Source organism: Vibrio sp. UCD-FRSSP16_30, from assembly GCF_001676025.1.
Taxonomy (GTDB): domain Bacteria; phylum Pseudomonadota; class Gammaproteobacteria; order Enterobacterales; family Vibrionaceae; genus Vibrio.
The window spans coordinates 1-19,982 of the sequence record NZ_LZFW01000009.1 but is presented as its reverse complement, the minus strand read 5'-3'; the positions used below and the strand labels follow the sequence as shown (position 1 = coordinate 19,982).

Annotated in this window: 15 protein-coding genes and 1 rRNA gene; 9 read left to right on the top strand and 7 right to left on the bottom strand. The window is 42.9% G+C overall.

The window, feature by feature from the left end; translation table 11 throughout:
• Window position 1: 1 nt before the first annotated feature.
• From dnaN to A9260_RS06055, 4 genes are all read left to right on the top strand, one after another.
• Window positions 2-1,102, top strand: coding sequence for a DNA polymerase III subunit beta (dnaN, locus tag A9260_RS06070; RefSeq protein ID WP_068697178.1), 1,101 nt, complete (start codon window positions 2-4; stop codon window positions 1,100-1,102).
• Between the two features lie 4 nt (window positions 1,103-1,106).
• A complete protein-coding gene (gene recF, locus A9260_RS06065) occupies window positions 1,107-2,189 on the top strand; it encodes a DNA replication/repair protein RecF (RefSeq protein ID WP_068697177.1) in 1,083 nt (360 codons plus the stop codon).
• 273 nt (window positions 2,190-2,462) lie between these two features.
• Window positions 2,463-4,880 (top strand): DNA topoisomerase (ATP-hydrolyzing) subunit B, encoded by a 2,418-nt coding sequence (gene gyrB, locus A9260_RS06060; RefSeq protein WP_068697175.1) that lies wholly within the window; start codon window positions 2,463-2,465, stop codon window positions 4,878-4,880.
• A 334-nt stretch (window positions 4,881-5,214) separates the two neighbouring features.
• The gene (locus tag A9260_RS06055; protein WP_068697174.1) at window positions 5,215-5,658 is read left to right on the top strand and encodes an Hsp20 family protein; all 444 of its coding nucleotides are present in this window, start codon (window positions 5,215-5,217) and stop codon (window positions 5,656-5,658) included.
• A 51-nt stretch (window positions 5,659-5,709) separates the two neighbouring features.
• On the opposite strand, the gene A9260_RS06050 is transcribed toward A9260_RS06055, so the two are convergent.
• The 4 genes from A9260_RS06050 to tusA form a co-directional block, all read right to left on the bottom strand.
• Window positions 5,710-6,966, bottom strand: a complete 1,257-nt coding sequence (locus A9260_RS06050; RefSeq protein ID WP_068697173.1) for a valine--pyruvate transaminase — start codon at window positions 6,964-6,966, stop codon at window positions 5,710-5,712.
• Window positions 6,967-7,097: 131 nt separating this feature from the next.
• Window positions 7,098-9,179, bottom strand: a complete 2,082-nt coding sequence (gene glyS / locus A9260_RS06045) for a glycine--tRNA ligase subunit beta (protein ID WP_068697172.1) — start codon at window positions 9,177-9,179, stop codon at window positions 7,098-7,100.
• A 2-nt stretch (window positions 9,180-9,181) separates the two neighbouring features.
• Window positions 9,182-10,111: a glycine--tRNA ligase subunit alpha gene (glyQ, locus tag A9260_RS06040; protein WP_068697170.1), complete on the bottom strand. Its 930-nt coding sequence runs from the start codon at window positions 10,109-10,111 to the stop codon at window positions 9,182-9,184.
• A 161-nt stretch (window positions 10,112-10,272) separates the two neighbouring features.
• On the bottom strand, window positions 10,273-10,521 hold the full coding sequence (tusA, locus tag A9260_RS06035; RefSeq protein ID WP_068697169.1) for a sulfurtransferase TusA: 249 nt from the start codon (window positions 10,519-10,521) through the stop codon (window positions 10,273-10,275).
• Window positions 10,522-10,851: 330 nt separating this feature from the next.
• Here tusA and A9260_RS06030 point away from each other — a divergent pair, with 330 nt between their 5' ends.
• Window positions 10,852-11,793: a LysR family transcriptional regulator gene (locus A9260_RS06030; RefSeq protein ID WP_068697168.1), complete on the top strand. Its 942-nt coding sequence runs from the start codon at window positions 10,852-10,854 to the stop codon at window positions 11,791-11,793.
• A gap of 46 nt (window positions 11,794-11,839) precedes the next feature.
• Here the strand turns inward: A9260_RS06030 and acuI are convergent, their stop codons facing one another.
• From acuI to fadB, 3 genes are all read right to left on the bottom strand, one after another.
• Window positions 11,840-12,823 carry an acrylyl-CoA reductase (NADPH) gene (acuI, locus tag A9260_RS06025; protein WP_068697166.1) on the bottom strand — a complete coding sequence of 328 codons (984 nt, stop codon included), beginning with the start codon at window positions 12,821-12,823 and terminating at the stop codon, window positions 11,840-11,842.
• Between the two features lie 191 nt (window positions 12,824-13,014).
• A complete protein-coding gene (gene fadA / locus A9260_RS06020; RefSeq protein WP_068697165.1) occupies window positions 13,015-14,178 on the bottom strand; it encodes an acetyl-CoA C-acyltransferase FadA in 1,164 nt (387 codons plus the stop codon).
• 19 nt (window positions 14,179-14,197) lie between these two features.
• Window positions 14,198-16,369: a fatty acid oxidation complex subunit alpha FadB gene (gene fadB / locus A9260_RS06015; protein WP_068697162.1), complete on the bottom strand. Its 2,172-nt coding sequence runs from the start codon at window positions 16,367-16,369 to the stop codon at window positions 14,198-14,200.
• 196 nt (window positions 16,370-16,565) lie between these two features.
• Here fadB and A9260_RS06010 point away from each other — a divergent pair, with 196 nt between their 5' ends.
• The 4 genes from A9260_RS06010 to A9260_RS05995 all read left to right on the top strand — a co-directional run.
• The gene (locus A9260_RS06010) at window positions 16,566-17,183 is read left to right on the top strand and encodes a YigZ family protein (RefSeq protein ID WP_068697160.1); all 618 of its coding nucleotides are present in this window, start codon (window positions 16,566-16,568) and stop codon (window positions 17,181-17,183) included.
• A gap of 7 nt (window positions 17,184-17,190) precedes the next feature.
• Entirely contained in the window at window positions 17,191-18,648 is a 1,458-nt protein-coding gene (locus tag A9260_RS06005) for a TrkH family potassium uptake protein (RefSeq protein ID WP_068697158.1), read from the top strand.
• 10 nt (window positions 18,649-18,658) lie between these two features.
• Complete coding sequence (hemG, locus tag A9260_RS06000; protein WP_068697156.1) at window positions 18,659-19,195, top strand: menaquinone-dependent protoporphyrinogen IX dehydrogenase; 537 nt, start codon at window positions 18,659-18,661, stop codon at window positions 19,193-19,195.
• A gap of 498 nt (window positions 19,196-19,693) precedes the next feature.
• A 16S ribosomal RNA gene (locus A9260_RS05995) occupies window positions 19,694-19,982 on the top strand; the annotation flags it as partial.

Genomic DNA, 19,982 nt, shown 5'->3' with positions numbered 1-19,982 from the left:
AATGAAATTCACTATTAATCGTCAGCTTCTTATCAAGCCACTTCAACAAGTTTCTGGTGCACTTGCTGGTCGTCCAGCGCTGCCTATTTTAGGTAATGTACTATTGAAAGTTGATAATGGCGTTTTATCGATGACTGCCACTGATCTTGAAGTTGAATTGATTAGCCAAGTCCAGTTAGAAAATGACTTTGAAGCAGGAAGTATTACCGTACCTTCTCGCAAGTTTTTTGATATCTGTCGTGGACTACCTGACAATTCAGACATCACTCTTTCTGTCGATGCTGAACGTGTTGTTGTGCGTTCAGGTCGAAGCCGTTTTTCATTGGCGACACTGCCCGCGATAGATTTTCCAAATATTGAAGATTGGCAGTCCGATATTGAGTTAACCCTAACTCAAGGTAGTCTGCGAGCATTGATAGAGAAGACCCAATTCTCTATGGCTAACCAAGATGTTCGTTATTACTTAAACGGTATGCTGTTTGATATTGATGGCAATATATTGCGTTCTGTTGCAACTGATGGTCACCGCATGGCGGTATCAGAAACAACATTGGCCGAGAGTCACCCTCAGCAACAAGTCATCATTCCTCGTAAAGGGGTGCTTGAGTTGATGAAGATACTCGATCAGCCAGATGAAATGGTTACGCTGCTTATTGGGTCTTCAAATATCAGAGCAAGTGTATCTAATTTCGTCTTTACTTCGAAGCTAGTTGATGGCCGTTTCCCAGATTATCGCCGCGTAATGCCGCAAAATACCACTAAGACAGTGATTGCTGAATGTGAAGACTTGCGTCAAGCGTTCTCTCGCGCCGCTATCTTGTCGAATGAAAAATTCCGTGGTGTTCGAGTCAACCTTTCTAGTGGCACAATGCAGATCACCGCCAACAACCCAGAGCAAGAAGAAGCTCAAGAAGTGGTTGATGTTGATTATGAAGGGGACGATTTAGAGATTGGCTTTAACGTAAGCTATGTTTTAGATGTATTGAATGCCGTGCGTTGCAACAAGGTATCGCTTTCTATGTCTGATGCTAATGCAAGTGCCCTGATTGAGAATGCTGATGATTCCAGCGCTCAATACGTGGTAATGCCAATCCGCCTATAACGGTATGCCTTTAAGTAGACTGATTATAAAACAGTTCCGAAACATTGAAGCCTGCGACGTTAGTCTGTCGTCAGGCTTTAATTTTCTGATAGGGGGTAATGGCAGTGGCAAAACGAGCTTACTGGAAGCCATTTATCTTCTTGGGCATGGTCGTTCTTTTAAAAGCTCAATAACAGGCCGTATCATTCAGCATCAATGTGATGAACTGTTTGTGCATGGACGACTACAGAACCCGGAACAGTTCGAATTACCTATCGGTATTAATAAGCGCCGAGACGGTTCAACAGAGGTTAAAATTTCTGGTGAGTCAGGACAAAAATTGGCAGAACTGGCTAAGGTCTTGCCGTTACAACTGATTCATCCCGAAGGCTTTGATCTGTTAACCGACGGTCCAAAGCATCGCCGAGCATTTATTGATTGGGGTGTTTTTCATTGTGAACCTCAATTTCATGCTGCATGGGGGCGAGTAAAACGTCTCAATAAACAACGTAATGCATTATTAAAAACGGCAACCAGTTATCGTGAATTAAGCTATTGGGATCAAGAGTTAGCAAAACTCGCGGAAATGATCTCTAACTGGCGCGCACAATATGTGATGCAGTTGAAAGAAGTTGCTGAGCCTTTGTGCAAAGATTTTCTTGCCGAGTTTGACGTTTCTATCTCTTTTTACCAAGGTTGGGAGAAAGGTGCGGATTATGCTGAATTATTGGAAAGAAATTTCGAGAGAGATCAGCACCTTGGCTATACTTTTAGTGGTCCAAACAAGGCTGACCTCAAAATTAGAATAAATGGTACTCCAGTTGAAGATATCTTATCTCGTGGTCAGCTTAAATTATTGGTGTGTGCGCTTAGGGTTGCTCAAGGTCAACACCTAACCAAACTCACCGAAAAGCAGTGTATCTATTTGATTGATGACTTTGCATCAGAGCTTGATAGTCAACGTAGAGCACGCTTAGCGGACTGTTTAAAGGAAACTGGAGCACAAGTATTTGTAAGCTCTATTACAGAAAGCCAAATTGCTGAAATGAACAGCGAAAATAGCAAGATGTTTCATGTGGAACGTGGCAAAATAGAGTTAGTAAAGTAAGGGGTAAAATATAGGTTTCCCCCTCTAATTGTAGCAACGTAAATTATACAAATTAACGAAAATTTAGGATTTAGACCGAAGAGGGTAACTAACCCCTCAAATTATACGTTTAAGTCTTTAGGTGCTACCTCAAGTGCTAGGGAGTTTTTAACTTCTTGGCGTAGTAGAACATATTCAATATAGATGGCTATTATCGGTATTTGCTAGCTCGCCAGACTTTACTTAGGTTGAGAGCAACATGGATGATACATAGACCCAAATAGAGAGTAACTCATGGCAGAAAATTACGATTCATCGAGTATTAAAGTACTAAAAGGTCTAGATGCGGTTCGTAAGCGTCCAGGTATGTACATAGGTGATACGGACGACGGAACAGGTCTTCATCACATGGTATTCGAGGTAGTGGATAATTCAATTGATGAAGCGTTAGCAGGTCACTGTAACGACATCATCGTTACTATCCATGACGACGATTCAGTTTCTGTTCGAGATGACGGTCGTGGTATTCCAACCGAATTACACGAAGAAGAACAAGTTTCTGCGGCAGAGGTTATTATGACCGTTCTGCATGCGGGCGGTAAATTTGATGATAATTCGTATAAGGTTTCGGGTGGTCTTCACGGCGTTGGTGTTTCAGTAGTAAACGCACTGTCTAAGAAAGTGGCTCTTACCATCAAACGTGGTGGTCATATTTATACTCAAACTTACAGACATGGTGAGCCTGAGGCTCCATTAGCCGCTGTAGGTGATACCGATGAAACGGGTACCGAAATCCGTTTTTGGCCAAGTGAAGATACTTTCACTAATATCGTATTTTACTACGAAATTCTTGCTAAGCGTCTACGTGAGTTGTCATTCCTGAACTCAGGTGTCTCTATTCGTCTTGTTGATGAGCGTGAAGAAGACAAATCAGATCACTTTAGATTTGAAGGTGGTATTCAAGCTTTTGTTAACCATCTAAACACCAATAAAACGCCAATTATTCAGAAAATCTTCCATTTTGATAGCGAACGCGATGACGGTATTACTGTTGAAGTGGCGATGCAGTGGAATGATGGTTTCCAAGAAAATATCTTCTGTTTCACCAATAACATCCCTCAGAGAGATGGTGGTACTCACTTAGCAGGCTTCCGCTCTGCTCTAACACGTACCTTGAACACTTTCATGGATAAAGAAGGCTTTTCTAAGAAAGCGAAAGCGTCTACTTCTGGTGATGATGCCCGTGAAGGTTTGACCGCTGTTATTTCTGTGAAGGTACCTGATCCTAAGTTCTCAAGCCAAACTAAAGATAAGTTAGTATCGTCTGAAGTGAAATCTGCTGTGGAATCAGCGATGGGTGAGAAACTTTCTGAGTTCCTTGTAGAAAACCCAGGCGAAGCAAAAATTGTTTGTGGCAAGATCATCGATGCAGCTCGTGCTCGTGAAGCCGCGCGTAAAGCTCGTGAAATGACTCGTCGTAAAGGCGCATTAGATTTAGCGGGTTTGCCAGGTAAGCTTGCCGATTGCCAAGAAAAAGATCCGGCTCTTTCTGAACTATACATAGTGGAAGGGGACTCTGCTGGCGGCTCAGCCAAGCAGGGGCGTAACCGTAAAAACCAAGCAATCTTGCCGCTAAAAGGTAAAATTCTAAACGTTGAGAAAGCACGCTTTGATAAAATGCTTTCTTCTCAAGAAGTTGCAACACTGATTACCGCACTAGGTTGTGGTATTGGTCGTGACGAATACAACCCAGATAAATTGCGTTACCACAACATCATCATCATGACCGATGCCGATGTGGATGGTTCGCACATCCGTACTTTGCTATTGACCTTCTTCTATCGTCAAATGCCTGAGCTTATTGAGCGTGGTTACATCTACATTGCTCAGCCACCACTGTACAAAGTGAAGAAAGGCAAGCAAGAGCAGTACATTAAAGATGAAGACGCAATGACCCAGTACCAAACAGCGCTAGCATTAGATAATGCTGCACTGTTTGTTAATGCTGAAGCTCCTGCACTATCTGGTGCTCCTTTAGAAGCATTGGTTACTGAGTTTAACCAAGCAACTAAGCTGGTTGATCGTATGGCTCGTCAATTGCCAAAAGCTCTAGTTCAAGAGTTCATCTATGTTCCTCGCCTAACGGTAGAAGAGTGCCAAGATGAAGCGGCAGTCACTGCTTGGGGTGAGCGTTTAATTGCTCAGCTTAATGAAAAAGAAGTGGGTGCGAGTCAGTACAACTTGGAAGTTGAAAAACATGAAGAGCTGAACGTGTGCTTGCCAAAAGTTGTAGTGCGTACACACGGTGTTCATTATGAATATGTCATTAGTCGTGAACTGCTAGCAACGAAAGAATACGGCAAACTAGCTACACTTTCTGAGTCTCTAAATGGCTTACTCGAAGAGGGTGCTTTCGTTAAACGTGGTGAGCGTACTGCGCCAGTAACAACTTTCCTTGAAGTACTTGAATGGCTATCAAAAGAGTCACGCCGTGGTCTTTCATTACAGCGTTACAAAGGTCTAGGTGAGATGAACCCTGATCAACTTTGGGAAACCACAATGGACCCAGATACCCGTCGCATGATGCAAGTTACCATCGATGATGCTGTAGGCGCAGATCAGCTGTTCACTACTTTGATGGGTGATCACGTTGAACCTCGTCGTCGCTTCATTGAAGATAACGCTCTGAAAGTTGCTAACTTAGACGTGTAGTTTAGACGTATAGTCATTGTGATTGGTTTAGAATCATAATTGATTAAGCATAATAAAAGCACTGCCGATTTAGGTGGTGCTTTTTTATGTCCCAAGCAAAAAGAACAAAAACTTTAATAGACACCTTGAAAGTAGGGTTACTCATCCTTATATCTAGTTATGAAGAAGATGCCTAACGGGTCTTTTGAACCGCTTTACTCACTTCGCTCTTAAGAGGAAGGATAGAGGTAAGCACATAACTTAATTCGTTGAACCCATGTCCTTTGTGGAATGGAAACAACACCCTTAATTCGCCACTCTGAATTAAGGCTATTGCTAGAAACAGGATAGTATTATGAGAACTGTAGATTTCACTCCTTTGTACCGCAACGCTATTGGCTTTGATCGTCTATTAAATATGATGGAATCATCTTCCGCTAAAAACGCATCTGCGGGATACCCTCCATATAATATCGAACAGCAAGATGAAAATAACTACCGTATAACTATGGCAGTGGCAGGCTTTGCTGACGAACAATTGGATATTACTCAAAAAGAAAACGTATTAATTGTACGTGGTGAACGTAACGCTGAAGACGGTAAACAATATATCTACCAAGGCATTGCAGAGCGTGATTTTGAGCGTAAATTCCAATTAGCAGATTATGTGAAAGTAGTTGGGGCGACTATGGAAAATGGCTTATTGCATATTGATTTGCAACGAGAAATTCCAGAAGCAATGCAGCCGCGTAAAATTGCTATAAATGGTCAAAAACTCATTGATGGTAACGCCCAGTAGTGAGCAAATAAACAAAGTAGTGAAAGAGCGCCTAAGGCGCTCTTTTTTGATCTAAGCGTAAGCTTTTCGCACTTCCTCAGCGATGATCTGAATACCTTTTTGCATATCATCATCATTTTGTACGTAGTTCATTCTTAAACATTGATGCGAATGCTGCCAATGGTCTTCTTGACCAAAGAAGAAATACTCTCCAGGGACAATTAATACACCTCGGGCTTTCAAGCGCAGATAAAGCTCCATTGTGGTAATGGGTAATTCATCAAACCATAGCCAAAGAAAAATGGCGCCTTCTGGTTTGTGGATTCTAAATCTAGGGTCGGTAATTGCTGATTGTAGCAATGCGATGGCACGCTCAGATTTTTGCTTATAGAAAGGTCTGATAACGTCATCACTTAATCTAAGTAAGTCATTGGACTCTATCATGTGCTGAGCCACTGTTGGACCAATGCTACCCGGCGCTAAGCCTATAATACCGTTGATGTTTGTTAAGGCCTGAGTAATGGCTTCATTAGCAATTACAATGCCACATCGCAGCCCCGGTAATCCAAGCTTGGATAAGCTCATGCACAAAATAGTGTTGTCATTCCAAAATGGCGTTGCTTGTTCAAAAACAATATTAGGGAATGGCGTGCCGTAGGCGTTATCAAGAATCAGCGGAATATTGTGTTTACGCGCTAGCTCGTCTAGCTTATAAACTTCCTCATCAGTTAATAGATTGCCAGTTGGATTGGTTGGTCTAGAGGCGCAGATAGCAGCAATTGAGTCATCAATTTCTATTTGTGAGAAGTCGATATGGTATTTAAATTGTCGCTCATTAAGCAGTTCAATCTCAGGCTTGTATGAGATAAAAATATCATCGGCAATACCAGAGTCACTATAGCCAATGTATTCAGGTGCTAAAGGAAGCAGGATTTTCTTATGACTACCATCTGGTTGTTTGCCTGCAAGTAAGTTGAATAGGTAGAAGAATGCACTTTGGCTGCCGTTAGTTAATGAGATGTTTTTCTCGCTGATATCCCAGCCATAGGTTTTATTGAGTAGCTTGGCCAACCCTTTTACAAAACTGTCTTTTCCTTGTGGCCCATCATAATTTGCCATCGCCGAAACTAACTCACCGCTTGCGAGCATAGTTGCGGTGATTTCAGAGAAATAATCGAGCATCTCAGGAATAGCGGCAGGGTTTCCACCGCCCAGCATAAGTGCTCCTGGGGTACGCAATCCATCATTGAGATCATCCATTAACTGAGTGATGCCAGAATAACGGTTAAATTTTTCCCCAAAGCTTGAGTAAGTTTTTGATGAAGACATGTAAGGGCCTGACTGTTTCTAATAAATGTATAGCAAAGAGATAAACATTAGCTTACAGGCGGGGGAAGGCTCAATAGAAAAGAGTAAAAAGTAGTAAGAAAAAGCCCAGCAATTTGCTGGGCTATAAAGGATTATTTCTGTAGAAGAGAAATATCGGCAATCTGTAGGAACAGATTACGTAGCTTATTAAGTAGTGTTAAGCGGTTCTTTTTCAGTGCTTCATCGTCAGCCATAACCATTACATTATCAAAGAACGCATCAACAGGTTCACGCAAATCAGCAAGCTTACTGAGTGCTTGTTGGTAGTTACCTGTTGCAAATGCAGGCTCTAGTGCTTCAGCCATGACTTCAACACTTTCTGCTAGTGATTTTTCTGCATCTTCTTGAAGAAGCGCAAGATCGATCTCTTTAGATAGTTCGCCATCAAACTTAGCTAGGATATTACCCACACGTTTGTTTGCTGCTGCTAGTGCGTCTGCAGCTTCTAAACCACGGAAATGAGATACCGCTTTAACGCGCTGATCAAAATCAGCAGGTTTAGTTGGGCGACGTGCCAGTACTGCTTGGATAATATCAACACTGAAACCAGCATCTTGATACCAAGCGCGGAAACGACCTAGCATGAAGTCAAGAACATCAGTTTCTACGTTTTCGTTGGTAAGCTTATCGCCAAGCTGTGCTTTTGCTTGCTGGATAAGATCAACAAGGTCTAGGTTGTAACCGTTTTCAACAATAATACGCAGAACACCTAATGATGCGCGACGTAGTGCAAACGGATCAGAACCTTTGGGTGCTTGACCAATACCGAAGATACCAACAATAGTATCCAGCTTATCAGCCATTGCGACAGCCGATGAGATACCTGTGCTAGGAAGAGTATCACCTGCAAAACGAGGCATGTATTGCTCGTATAGTGCTAGGGCAACTTGCTCATCTTCACCATCATGGGTGGCATAGTGCATGCCCATAACGCCTTGAGTGTCAGTGAACTCAAATACCATTGAGGTCATTAGGTCACATTTCGCAAGCAGACCGGCACGAGTTGCTTTTTCAACATCAGCACCAATTTGTTTTGCGATGTAACCAGACAACGCGGTAATGCGATCGGTTTTATCTTTGATAGTACCAAGCTGCTTTTGGAAGATCGCTTGTTCTAGTTCAGGAAGACGATCGATAAGTGGGCGCTTACGGTCGGTATTAAAGAAGAATTCAGCATCCGCTAGACGAGGACGTACCACTTTCTCATTGCCTTCGATAACGTGGCGAGGCTCTTTAGATTCGATATTAGAAACGAAGATAAAGTTAGGCAGTAGTTTTTTGTTTTCGTTGGTTACTTCATGTGAGTAAACCGGGAAGTACTTTTGGTCACCTTTCATGGTGTAAACCAAAGCTTCAGAAGGTACTGTTAGGAACTCTTCTTCAAACTTCGCTGTTAATACGACTGGCCATTCAACCAATGATGTAACTTCTTCAACAAGTTCATCGTCTAGGTCTGCAACGCCGCCGACAGCCGCCGCCGCTTTTTTAGAATCAGCAAGGATGATGGCTTTACGAGCATCGTAATCTGCCATTACTTTACCGCGCTCTTCTAAAATAGCTGGGTATTGGTCTGCAGAATCAATGGTGAACTCTTGCTCACCCATGAAGCGGTGTCCACGAATAGTTCTTGCTGATGCAACGCCAAGGATTTCACCTTCAACTAATTCATCACCTAGTAGCACTGTTAGTGTTTTTACTGGACGAATAAAGTGAATGTCTGAGTCGCCCCAGCGCATGACTTTAGGAATAGGCAGACCAGTTAAGGCTTTAGCTGCGATATCAATAACCAATTCTTGAACTGGTTTGCCAGTAACTTCTTGTTTGAAAAGAAGCCATTCGCCTTTGTCTGTTTTTAGACGGTCAGCTTGCTCAACAGTAATACCGTTACCACGAGCCCAGCCTTGAGCAGCTTTAGTTGGGTTACCTTCAGCATCAAATGCAACAGAAATAGCCGGACCGCGTTTTTCAACAACTTTATCCGCCTGACCTTCTGCCAGTTGAGTCACTTTAAGTGCTAGACGACGAGGTGCTGCGTACCATTTGATACCTTCGTGAGAAAGCTCAGCGGCTTTTAAGCCTGCTTCAAAGTTAGCTGCAAATGCTTCTGCTAGAGAGCGAAGCGCTTTCGGTGGTAGCTCTTCAGTACCTAACTCAATTAGAAAATTCTTCGCCATGATTATTTTTCCTCGTTCTTTTGCGCAGTTCGGCACATAGGGAAGCCAAGAGCTTCACGTGACGCGTAGTACGCTTCGGCAACCGCTTTAGTTAGGTTGCGAATACGAAGAATATAGCGTTGACGCTCTGTTACTGAGATTGCTTTACGCGCATCAAGCAAGTTGAATGCGTGGCCTGCTTTTAGAATTCGTTCGTATGCAGGAAGAGGTAGAGGTTTCTCTAGCTCAAGCAATCCTTTACATTCTTTCTCACACTGCTCGAAGAAACCAAGAAGGAAATCAACATCGGCATGTTCAAAGTTGTAAGTAGATTGTTCTACTTCATTTTGATGGAAAATATCGCCGTAAGTAACGTGTGAACCATCGGGTGCTACGTTCCATACTAAGTCGTAAACAGAATCGACTTCTTGGATGTACATTGCTAGACGTTCGATACCATAAGTGATTTCACCAGTTACTGGTTTACACTCAAGGCCGCCAACTTGCTGGAAGTAAGTAAACTGAGTGACTTCCATGCCGTTTAGCCAAACTTCCCAGCCAAGACCCCATGCACCCAGTGTTGGATTTTCCCAGTTGTCTTCTACGAAACGAATATCGTGAACTAATGGATCGATACCAAGAACTTCAAGTGAGCCTAGGTACAGCTCCTGGATATTATCCGGAGATGGCTTTAGAGCTACTTGGAATTGATAGTAGTGCTGTAGGCGGTTAGGGTTCTCACCATAACGTCCATCAGTTGGACGACGAGATGGTTGAACATATGCCGTAGCCATTGGCTCTGGGCCAAGTGCTCGTAGACACGTCATTGGGTGAGAGGTGCCAGCACCTACTTCCATATCTAACGGCTGAACAATGGTACATCCGTTTTGAGCCCAATAATCCTGCAGCGCGAGGATCATTCCCTGGAAGGTTTTGATATCGTATTTTTGCATAGTCGTTTCGCGCAATTCTTTTGTTTAAAAATGAAATAACTTCAAATTATACCTATGAATTGCGATTGGGAGTAGCGAAAAAAACACCAATCCTTATACAAAAATCCTAATAATGATAAGTAGCAGAGTGGATCTGGTAGAAAACTTTGACTAAAGAAGTGTTATACCAGACCTTTTTTGATCAGATATTGAAAGGGGGCTGAATCCGTTTCTTTGGCAATTAGCTGGTGGTCCATAAAACGACAGAAGCTTGGAATATCACGTACAGTTGAAGGATCATCGGCTTTGACCAATAAAATTTCACCTTCTTGCATGGTGCGAATGGTTTTTCTGACCATCATGACGGGTTCTGGACAGCGCAAGCCTTCCGCCTCGAGGACGTGATGCGCAACTTCTGGATTAAAAGACATATTGTTAACTCTCAAAAAACGAGGTCGAGATCATACTTGAGTATAAAAAATATTCAATATCAACTTGGCAATCTAGCTATGTGGGTATAAAGTTAATTTAGTGAATTTAACATACTGATAACACGAAATTGGTAGCGCATGATTAATAGCAATTGGTTGTGGTCAGTATTCTAATACTCTTTACTTGGGCTTTCCCGCACTTGGTTGCGGGATTTTTTTGTCTGTCATTTATGATTCCCAGTGGTTTATGATGTCAGACAGAGTTGATTGCTGGGAAAAGTCTTTCGACGTTTCAGTAAAACAATAAAGAGTGTTGGTGTTAGAGGTTACATGGAATTAGAAGATATTTATCGTCGAGATCTTAATCTACTTATCGCATTACGTGTATTGGTAGAGGAAGGAAGTGTTAGCCGAGCGGCGCTTAGGTTGAATTTGAGTCAGTCAGCAATGAGCCGAGTGCTAGGGCGTTTAAGAGAGTTGCTTAATGATCCTCTATTTACTCGTAATGGGCAGAATTTAATCGCAACCGAGAAAGCCTTGCAGTTTAATGAGCAAATTCAATTTCCATTGGAGGCAATTCGAGAACTGCTTACGCCAACAGACTTTGATCCTTCACAATGTACGCAACGTTTTGTGGTGGCAACCACCGATTACGCAATGCAGACCATATTGCCATTTGCCTTACCTAAGATTTACGAACAGGCTCCAAATATCTCTTTGGATTTTCAGCCATTACAACATGACAATATTTACCACCAATTAACGGCCGAAAGGGTCGATATGGCAATTTGTCGCCCGGTGTCTGATATTGAGCCTCTGCGCCGAGAAGTATTGGGAAAGGTTGGGGTGAGTTGTTTGGTCTCTAAGCATCATCCATTGGCAGGAAAAAGCTTAACCATCGATGACTTTCTGACATTGCCTCATGCAATGATCGCCATTAGTGATGGGGTTAAGTCGCTTATTGATGAGAGTTTAAAGTGTCACGGCTCAATGAATTTGATATTACGTGCTTATCATCTAGAAGCGGCGTTAGCGATTGTGGATCGTTTACCCATCATCATTACCGTGCCAGCCGATTTAGCCTATTTAGTTTCAGAGAGATATGACTTGGTGGTTAAATCACTACCATTTGAATTTATTCCATTTGATTATTCATTAATCTGGCATTCAAGGTGTGATACGTCTTCAACGCAAAAATGGTTGAGGGGGATGTTAAAAAGTGAGTGTGGTCGATTGATTGAGAAGCGTGTGATGGATATGGGGTTGGAGTAAGTCAGCGAATTAATCCGCTGACTTATAGATTGCTGCCCCCAGCAAACTAGCTCACTTTAATCACAACACGTCCAGTAATTTGGCCGTTGGTGATGTCATTGGCTGCTTGAATTGCATCTTCAAGATTAATCAGCTTTGTTGCTTGCTCGTAAAATGAAGCAGGTAGTAGTTCAACTAAACGCTCCCATGCTTGAATACGTTTTTCGCGTGGGCACATAACAGAATCCACACCTTGCAAACGAACATTACGTAAAATAAATGGCATTACTGTGGTTGGTAGATCAAATCCACCGGCAAGACCACATGCTGCAACAACGCCGTTGTAGTTCATTTGAGTTAATACTTTCGCCAGTACTTTGCTACCAACAGTATCGACAGCGGCAGCCCAAACTTGACGCTCAAGTGGTTTTGCTGGCTCTTCAAGTTCAGAGCGCTCAACAATGCGAGAAGCACCAAGGCTTTTTAGAAGCTCACCATTTTGAGAGGCACGGCCTGTAACCGCTGCAACAGAGTAACCAAGTTGGCTAAGCAGGGTAACAGCAACACTACCCACACCACCGCTTGCGCCAGTGACTAGTACTTCGCCGTCTTCAGGTTTTACGCCACCATCAACAATTGCTTGTACACACAACATAGCGGTAAAGCCTGCAGTACCTACACTCATTGCTTGTTGACCTGATAGGCCATCAACAAGAGGAACCAACCAGTCACCTTTAAGGCGAGCTTTTTCAGACATGCCACCCCAATGGTTTTCACCAACGCCCCAGCCTGTAAGAACAACTTGGTCACCAGCTTGATAGCGAGCATCATCAGAAGTGGTCACTGTACCCACTAAATCGATACCAGGAACCATAGGGAAGTTACGGATGATTCTGCCTTTACCTGTAATAGCTAAACCGTCTTTATAGTTTAATGATGAGTAGTCTACAGCAACTTCAACATCACCCTCTGGTAGTAGTGATTCATCTACCTGCTCAATAGCTGCAAGGGTTTTCTTATCTTCTTGGTTTAGAACAAGTGCTTTAAACATGAATAGCTCCAAAGGGGTAATGTGTTTGATTGCTAACTAGTTTAGGTAAGAATCAATAATAAAAAAAATGATTTGTCATCATTGATACTATGCGTTTTGTGCATTAATTGCTGTTAAAGCATGATTAGTTTGAGAAAATGAAACAGCCTTAGTTAAAACTAAGGCTGTTATAGCAAGGGGAGAGGTGGTTTTTACGGACGTTCAAATATGGTCGCAATTCCCTGACCTAAGCCAATACACATAGTGGCTAGCCCATATTTAGCATTCTTGCTTTCCATTAAGTTAATCAGCGTCGTTGAGATTCGAGATCCAGAGCAGCCAAGAGGGTGACCCAAGGCAATAGCACCGCCATTGAGGTTTACCTTCTCATCTAACACATCAAGTATTCCAAGATCTTTCGCGACAGGCAGTGCTTGAGCGGCAAATGCCTCATTTAGCTCAATAACGTCCATATCATCCATAGTCAGTCCAGCTCTACGCAATGCTTTCTTGGTGGCTGGTACGGGGCCGTATCCCATGGTGGCAGGATCGCAACCGGCAATCGCCATTGATTTAACTTTGGCTCGAATTGTTAAGCCAAGCTCAAGCGCTTTATCTTCACTCATGATCAGCATAGCCGATGCTCCATCGGATAGAGCCGATGATGAGCCTGCGGTCACCGTGCCATTTACTGGGTCAAATACAGGTCTTAGTTGTGATAAACCTTCGACGGTTGTTTCTGGGCGAATCACTTCATCGTAGTCGAGTGAAATGAGTGAGCCATCAGGCGCATGAGCTTCGGTAGCATAGATTTCCGATTTAAATGAGCCATCTAATGTTGCTTGATGAGCTCTAGCGTGAGAGCGGGCAGCAAATTCATCTTGCTGCTCTCTTGGTATGCCATGTAACTTACCTAGCATCTCTGCGGTAAGACCCATCATGCCTGATGCTTTGGCGACACTTTTGCCTAATCCATCATGAAAATCAACGCCATGATTCATCGGTACGTGTCCCATGTGTTCCACGCCACCAATAATGCAGATATCAGCATCGCCTACCATGATAGAGCGGCTGGCATCATGCAGAGCTTGCATAGATGAACCACAAAGTCTGTTTACTGTGACCGCGCCAATCTCAATGGGTAGCCCAGCAAGTAAAGAGGCATTTCTTGCGACGTTAAATCCTTGCTCAAGTGTTTGTTGTACACAGCCCCAATAAATATCTTCAATTTCATTGGGGTTAACGGTTGGGTTTCTTTTTAGTAAGCCTTTCATTAAGTGAGCAGATAAATCCTCTGCTCGAACATGACGAAAAGCACCGCCTTTAGAGCGTCCCATTGGCGTACGAATGCAATCAACAATTACGACATTTTTCATTTTTAATCCCTCTTATTGATTACACGCTGGTGGTTTGTTGGTTAGCGTAAAAAGTGTTACCAGAATCGGCCATGCTATAGAGCAGTTGTGGTGCCTTATAAAGTGGCCCTAACGATTGATACTGTTCGCACAGTGCTAGGTACTGATTAATGCCGATGCTGTCTAAGTAGCGGAATGCGCCTCCTCTAAATGGAGGAAATCCAAGACCATAAACTAAAGCCATATCCGCTTCTTGAGGTGATGCGATAATGTTCTCTTCAAGACATAACACCACTTCATTAATTAGTGGGATCATCATTCGATGCAGAATCTCTTCATCACTAAACTGTTTTTGTGGTGCGTTTAGCGCTGTTAAGTGCTGCAATACGTCAGGGTTGAAGGTTTTTTTCGGTTTACCTTTACGGTCAGGTTGATATTCATAAAATCCAAGACCATTCTTTTGCCCATAACGCTGCTCTTCAAATAACAGGTCAATGGCATCAATACCTTGTTTTGCCATGCGTTGTGGGAATCCCTTAGACATCACTTGCTGAGCATGATGAGCGGTATCTAATCCAACTACATCAAGAAGATAGGCAGGCCCCATTGGCCAGCCAAATTGACGCTCCATCACTTTATCTATGTGTTGGAAATCAGCGCCATCGCTAACCAGTTGGCTAAAGCCGTTGAAGTATGGAAATAAAACGCGGTTTACAAAAAATCCGGGGCAATCATTAACAACAATCGGTGATTTCCCCATTTTTGCAGCGTAAGCCACGACGCGATTAATGGTTTCATCGGATGTTTTCTCACCCCTAATGATCTCAACTAAAGGCATGCGATGCACAGGGTTGAAGAAGTGCATGCCACAAAAGTTTTCTGGTCGTTGTAGTGATTTAGCCAGTAGATTAATAGGAATGGTACTGGTGTTGGAGGTGATGACGGTTTCTTTATTTGCGTGCTGTTCAACCTCTGCAAGTACACTGGCTTTAATTTTAGGATTCTCAATGACCGCTTCTATGATGACATCCGCTTGCTCGATACCTGCATAGTGAAGGCTAGGGGTGATAGAGTTTAATACCTTGGTTAATTTATCAGAGCTAATACGCTTACGCTCAAGGCGTTGATTAAGTAATTTTGACGCTTCAGTTAACCCTAAATCCAGTGATGGTTGCGCTATGTCCTTCATGAAAACAGGCACCCCCTTAAGGGCCGATTGGTAGGCGATACCGCCCCCCATGATCCCCGCACCCAATACACCGGCGCTATTAGTTGGTTTTGTCGATGATTTAGCTGCTTTTTTTGCTAATCCCTTGATGTACTGATCATTCAGGAATAATCCCACTAACGAAGTGGCGACTTCAGTTTGGGTGAGGGTAATAAAGTTGGCTCTTTCTATATTCAGTGCTTCGTCACGAGAAAAGCGAGCTGCACTTTCAATGGTTTTGACGGCCATCATTGGCGCAGGGTAGTGAGGCCCAGCTTTTTGTGCAACCAGTCCTTTAGCGGTAGTGAAACTCATCATGGCTTCGAGCTTTTTCAGGCCTAATGGTGAGGTTTTTTGTGTACGACGCCCTTTCCAGTCAATTGCTCCACTATTGGCATCGTTAATCAGCTTAATAGCCGATTCAAATAATTTGTCAGTATCTACTATCGCATCAATTAAGCCTATTCTAAGCAATTGATCTGCTCGTTTTGAGCTGCCCGCAGTAATGATTTCCATCGCACTATCTGCGCCAACGACACGAGGCAGTCTAACTGTTCCGCCAAAGCCCGGCATAATGCCTAACTTAGTTTCAGGCAGACCAATGTTGGCTGTTTTATCGGCAATACGAAAATCAGTCGCTAGGATGGCTTCACATCCACCCCCAAGCGCATGACCTTTGATGACAGAAATGGTTGGTACAGGCAGATCTTCTAGATTGTTAAAGATGGAGTTGGCAAACAATAACCATTGGTCTAATTCTTGTTGGGGCTTAGCAAATAATCCCAAAAACTCAGTAATATCGGCTCCAACAATGAAAGTGTCTTTATCACTGGTGAGTAGTACGCCTTTTAGGTTCGGCAACTGCTGCAAAGATTGAATAGCAACATCAAGAGCCTCTAGTGTTTTAAGGTCGAGTTTATTTACGGAGTTATCTCCACAAAAGCATATCTCTGCTATGCCGTCTTGGTGTTCTTTGACCGTGAGGGTCTCTGCTTGATAGATCATCCTTGTTCTCCATGAGTCGGGTCAGCCTAAATGGCGAGATAGTTATCGTGGTAAGACCAGTTGATTTTGACCATATAATAAGTAAATTACAATACATTTATACAACAATTTATTAACAATCGTTATTGTGGTCACTATTAATAGAAAGGAGATCTCGTGGTAAACTGTTTTGATTACCTCAAAATATATAGACCCAATGAACGTCTCTCCTTATTTAATACCGGCTAAATCAACGATTTTTGAAGAAGAAATTAAGAAGAGTCAGTTTATTACCTACCTAGCTCACACTCCGTCCATTGAAGAAGCCAAAGCATTTGTAGATAAAATCAAGGCAAAACATAATGACGCCAGGCATAACTGTTGGGCATTTGTGGCCGGTCGACCTGAAGATTCAATGAAGTGGGGCTTTAGTGATGATGGCGAGCCCTCTGGCACAGCGGGTAAACCAATACTGGCGCAGTTAACAGGTTCTGGTGTGGGAGAGCTTACCGCAGTTGTTACTCGATACTATGGTGGTATCCGTTTGGGTACTGGCGGTTTAGTGAAGGCATACGGTGGTGGAGTACAGCAAGCTTTAAAAGAGCTAGAAACAACCGAAAAGAAAATCACCACTTTGCTAATGCTTGAGGTCGATTACTCTCTTATATCTTTAACACAGTCCATCATGGCGCAATACGGTGCAGTAGAGATCTCAGCTTCGTATGATATTAACGCTAAACTGACGGTGGAAATTGAAGTTCTCAATGAAAATGATTTTATTCTGACCATGACAAACAAAACAGGGGCGAGAGCCTTAATCTCAAAGGTGAGCTAACTCAAGTATGCAGTTTCGTTCCATTATTCGAATCGTAGGTCTATTGCTGGCACTCTTCAGTGTGTCGATGTTAGCCCCTGCAGGTGTTGCCCTTATTTATCGGGACGGCGCAGGTGTGCCTTTTGTGGTTACCTTTATCATATTACTGATCTGTGGTTTTGTGTGTTGGTTTCCCAATAGACACCAGAAGCGAGATCTCAAAGCCCGTGATGGTTTTTTAATTGTCGTATTATTTTGGACTGTTATTGGCAGTGCGGGTGCTCTTCCTTTTCTCCTTATAAATAGTGGTTCAGTCGGGGTCGCAGATGCATTCTTTGAATCTTTTTCTGCACTAACAACAACAGGTGCAACGGTTATTGTTGGGCTTGATGAACTGCCTAAAGCGATTCTCTTTTATCGTCAATTCTTACAGTGGTTTGGTGGTATGGGGATCATTGTACTTGCAGTCGCCATATTACCGGTGCTCGGGATTGGTGGGATGCAGCTGTATCGAGCCGAAATCCCTGGGCCTGTCAAAGACAGCAAAATGACCCCAAGGATTGCGGAAACAGCCAAGGCACTTTGGTATATATACCTTAGCTTGACGGTAGCCTGTGCGATTGCGTTTTGGTTGGCGGGTATGAGCATGTTTGATGCCATAGGGCATAGCTTCTCTACAATCGCGATTGGTGGCTTCTCTACACACGATGCCAGCATGGCTTACTTCGATAGCTACGCCGTAAATATGATAACGGTGGTGTTTTTACTTATCTCAGCTTGTAACTATTCTCTACACTTTGCCGCTTTTGCATCAGGTGGCGTGCATCCTAAATATTACTTAAAAGATCCTGAGTTTAGAGCCTTTATCTTTATTCAGGTGATGTTGTTTGCTATCTGCTTTTTGGTTCTGCTTAATCATCATAGTTATGACACTTATTATGAAGCGTTTGACCAAGCTTTGTTCCAGAGTGTCTCTATCTCGACAACCGCAGGTTTTACCACTACAGGTTTTGCAGAGTGGCCTCTATTCCTACCTATGCTACTGCTATTTGCATCCTTTATTGGTGGCTGTGCAGGTTCAACAGGTGGTGGGATGAAGGTAATAAGAATACTGTTACTTACCCTGCAAGGGTTTCGAGAGTTAAAACGCTTAGTTCACCCACGAGCGGTATTTACCATTAAGTTAGGTAATAAAGCTTTATCCTCTAAGGTCATTGATGCGGTATGGGGATTCTTCTCTGCATATGCGTTGGTTTTTGTTGTGTGTATGCTGGCTCTCATTGCAACGGGAATGGACGAACTAACCGCTTTTTCTGCTGTAGCCTCAACATTGAATAACCTTGGCCCGGGTTTGGGCGAAGTCTCTTTACATTATGGTGATATCAGCGATGCCGCGAAATGGGTATTAGTTGTCTCTATGTTGTTCGGACGACTTGAAGTATTCACCCTATTGATTTTGTTTACTCCAGCATTTTGGAAGAGTTAAGGAATTACCATTGAAAAAGGCTGCATTGTTATACTCCACGACTGATGGGCAGACACAAAAAATTTTGACTCATATAGAAAGTGAACTGGAAGGGTTCAAATGTGACTCTTTTGATTTATCTAAAATGGATAGCATTGATTTACTGGCTTATGACCGCGTTGTTGTTGGCGCCTCTATTCGTTATGGTCATTTGAGTAAGTCTCTTTATCAGTTCATTCAAAAGCATTTAGTACAGCTTGAGCAGATAAATGCGGCATTCTTTTGTGTAAACCTAACCGCGCGCAAAGAAGACCAAGGTAAAGACACACCAGAAGGCAGTGCCTATATAAAGACATTCCTTAAAAAATCGCCATGGCAGCCAAAGCTTATTGGTGTTTTTGCTGGTGCACTTTTATATCCAAGATATAACTTCTTAGATAAATTCATGATTCGCCTAATTATGTCGATGACAGGGGGTGAAACAGATACAACTAAAGAAGTTGAATATACCAATTGGGGGAAAGTGTCGTTATTCACCCAAAAAGTATCAGAAATGGATATGAAATAAGCAGTTTTTGAGCTTGCTGCTGTAATTTTCACCGAACAATCAGAAAATCAAAAAAAATGCCAGAAAACGCTTGCCAACGTGATGCAGGTCTCTATAATGCGCCCCACTGACACGGCAACAGCGACAACGCTTCGCAGTGTTTCAGTAGGCTAATTAGCTGAATCATTTAAGTTTAACTTCTCTCAGAAAACAAACTTAAAAAAGTGTTTGACACTGAGATTCAAATCGCTAAAATAGCCGTCCACTTGAGAGGTAAGCCTCGAAAGTACGCTCTTTAACAATTTAAACCTATCAATCTGTGTGGGCACTCGTTGATGATAATCGAAAAGATTTATCAATGAACTGAGTGACCAATACAATGATTTTTAATCATTGGCACAGTCAATTCATTACTATTCTGTTGGAATAGTAATAGCTTTAAAATTACTTCTTACTTTCGAGTAAGGAACAGTTTTGAAGTCAGTATTCATTGAGCCGCATCTTAGATGCAAAAAACTTTAATTGAAGAGTTTGATCATGGCTCAGATTGAACGCTGGCGGCAGGCCTAACACATGCAAGTCGAGCGGAAACGACAACATTGACCCTTCGGGTGATTTGTTGGGCGTCGAGCGGCGGACGGGTGAGTAATGCCTGGGAAATTGCCCTGATGTGGGGGATAACTATTGGAAACGATAGCTAATACCGCATAACGTCTACGGACCAAAGAGGGGGACCTTCGGGCCTCTCGCTTCAGGATATGCCCAGGTGGGATTAGCTAGTTGGTGAGGTAATGGCTCACCAAGGCGA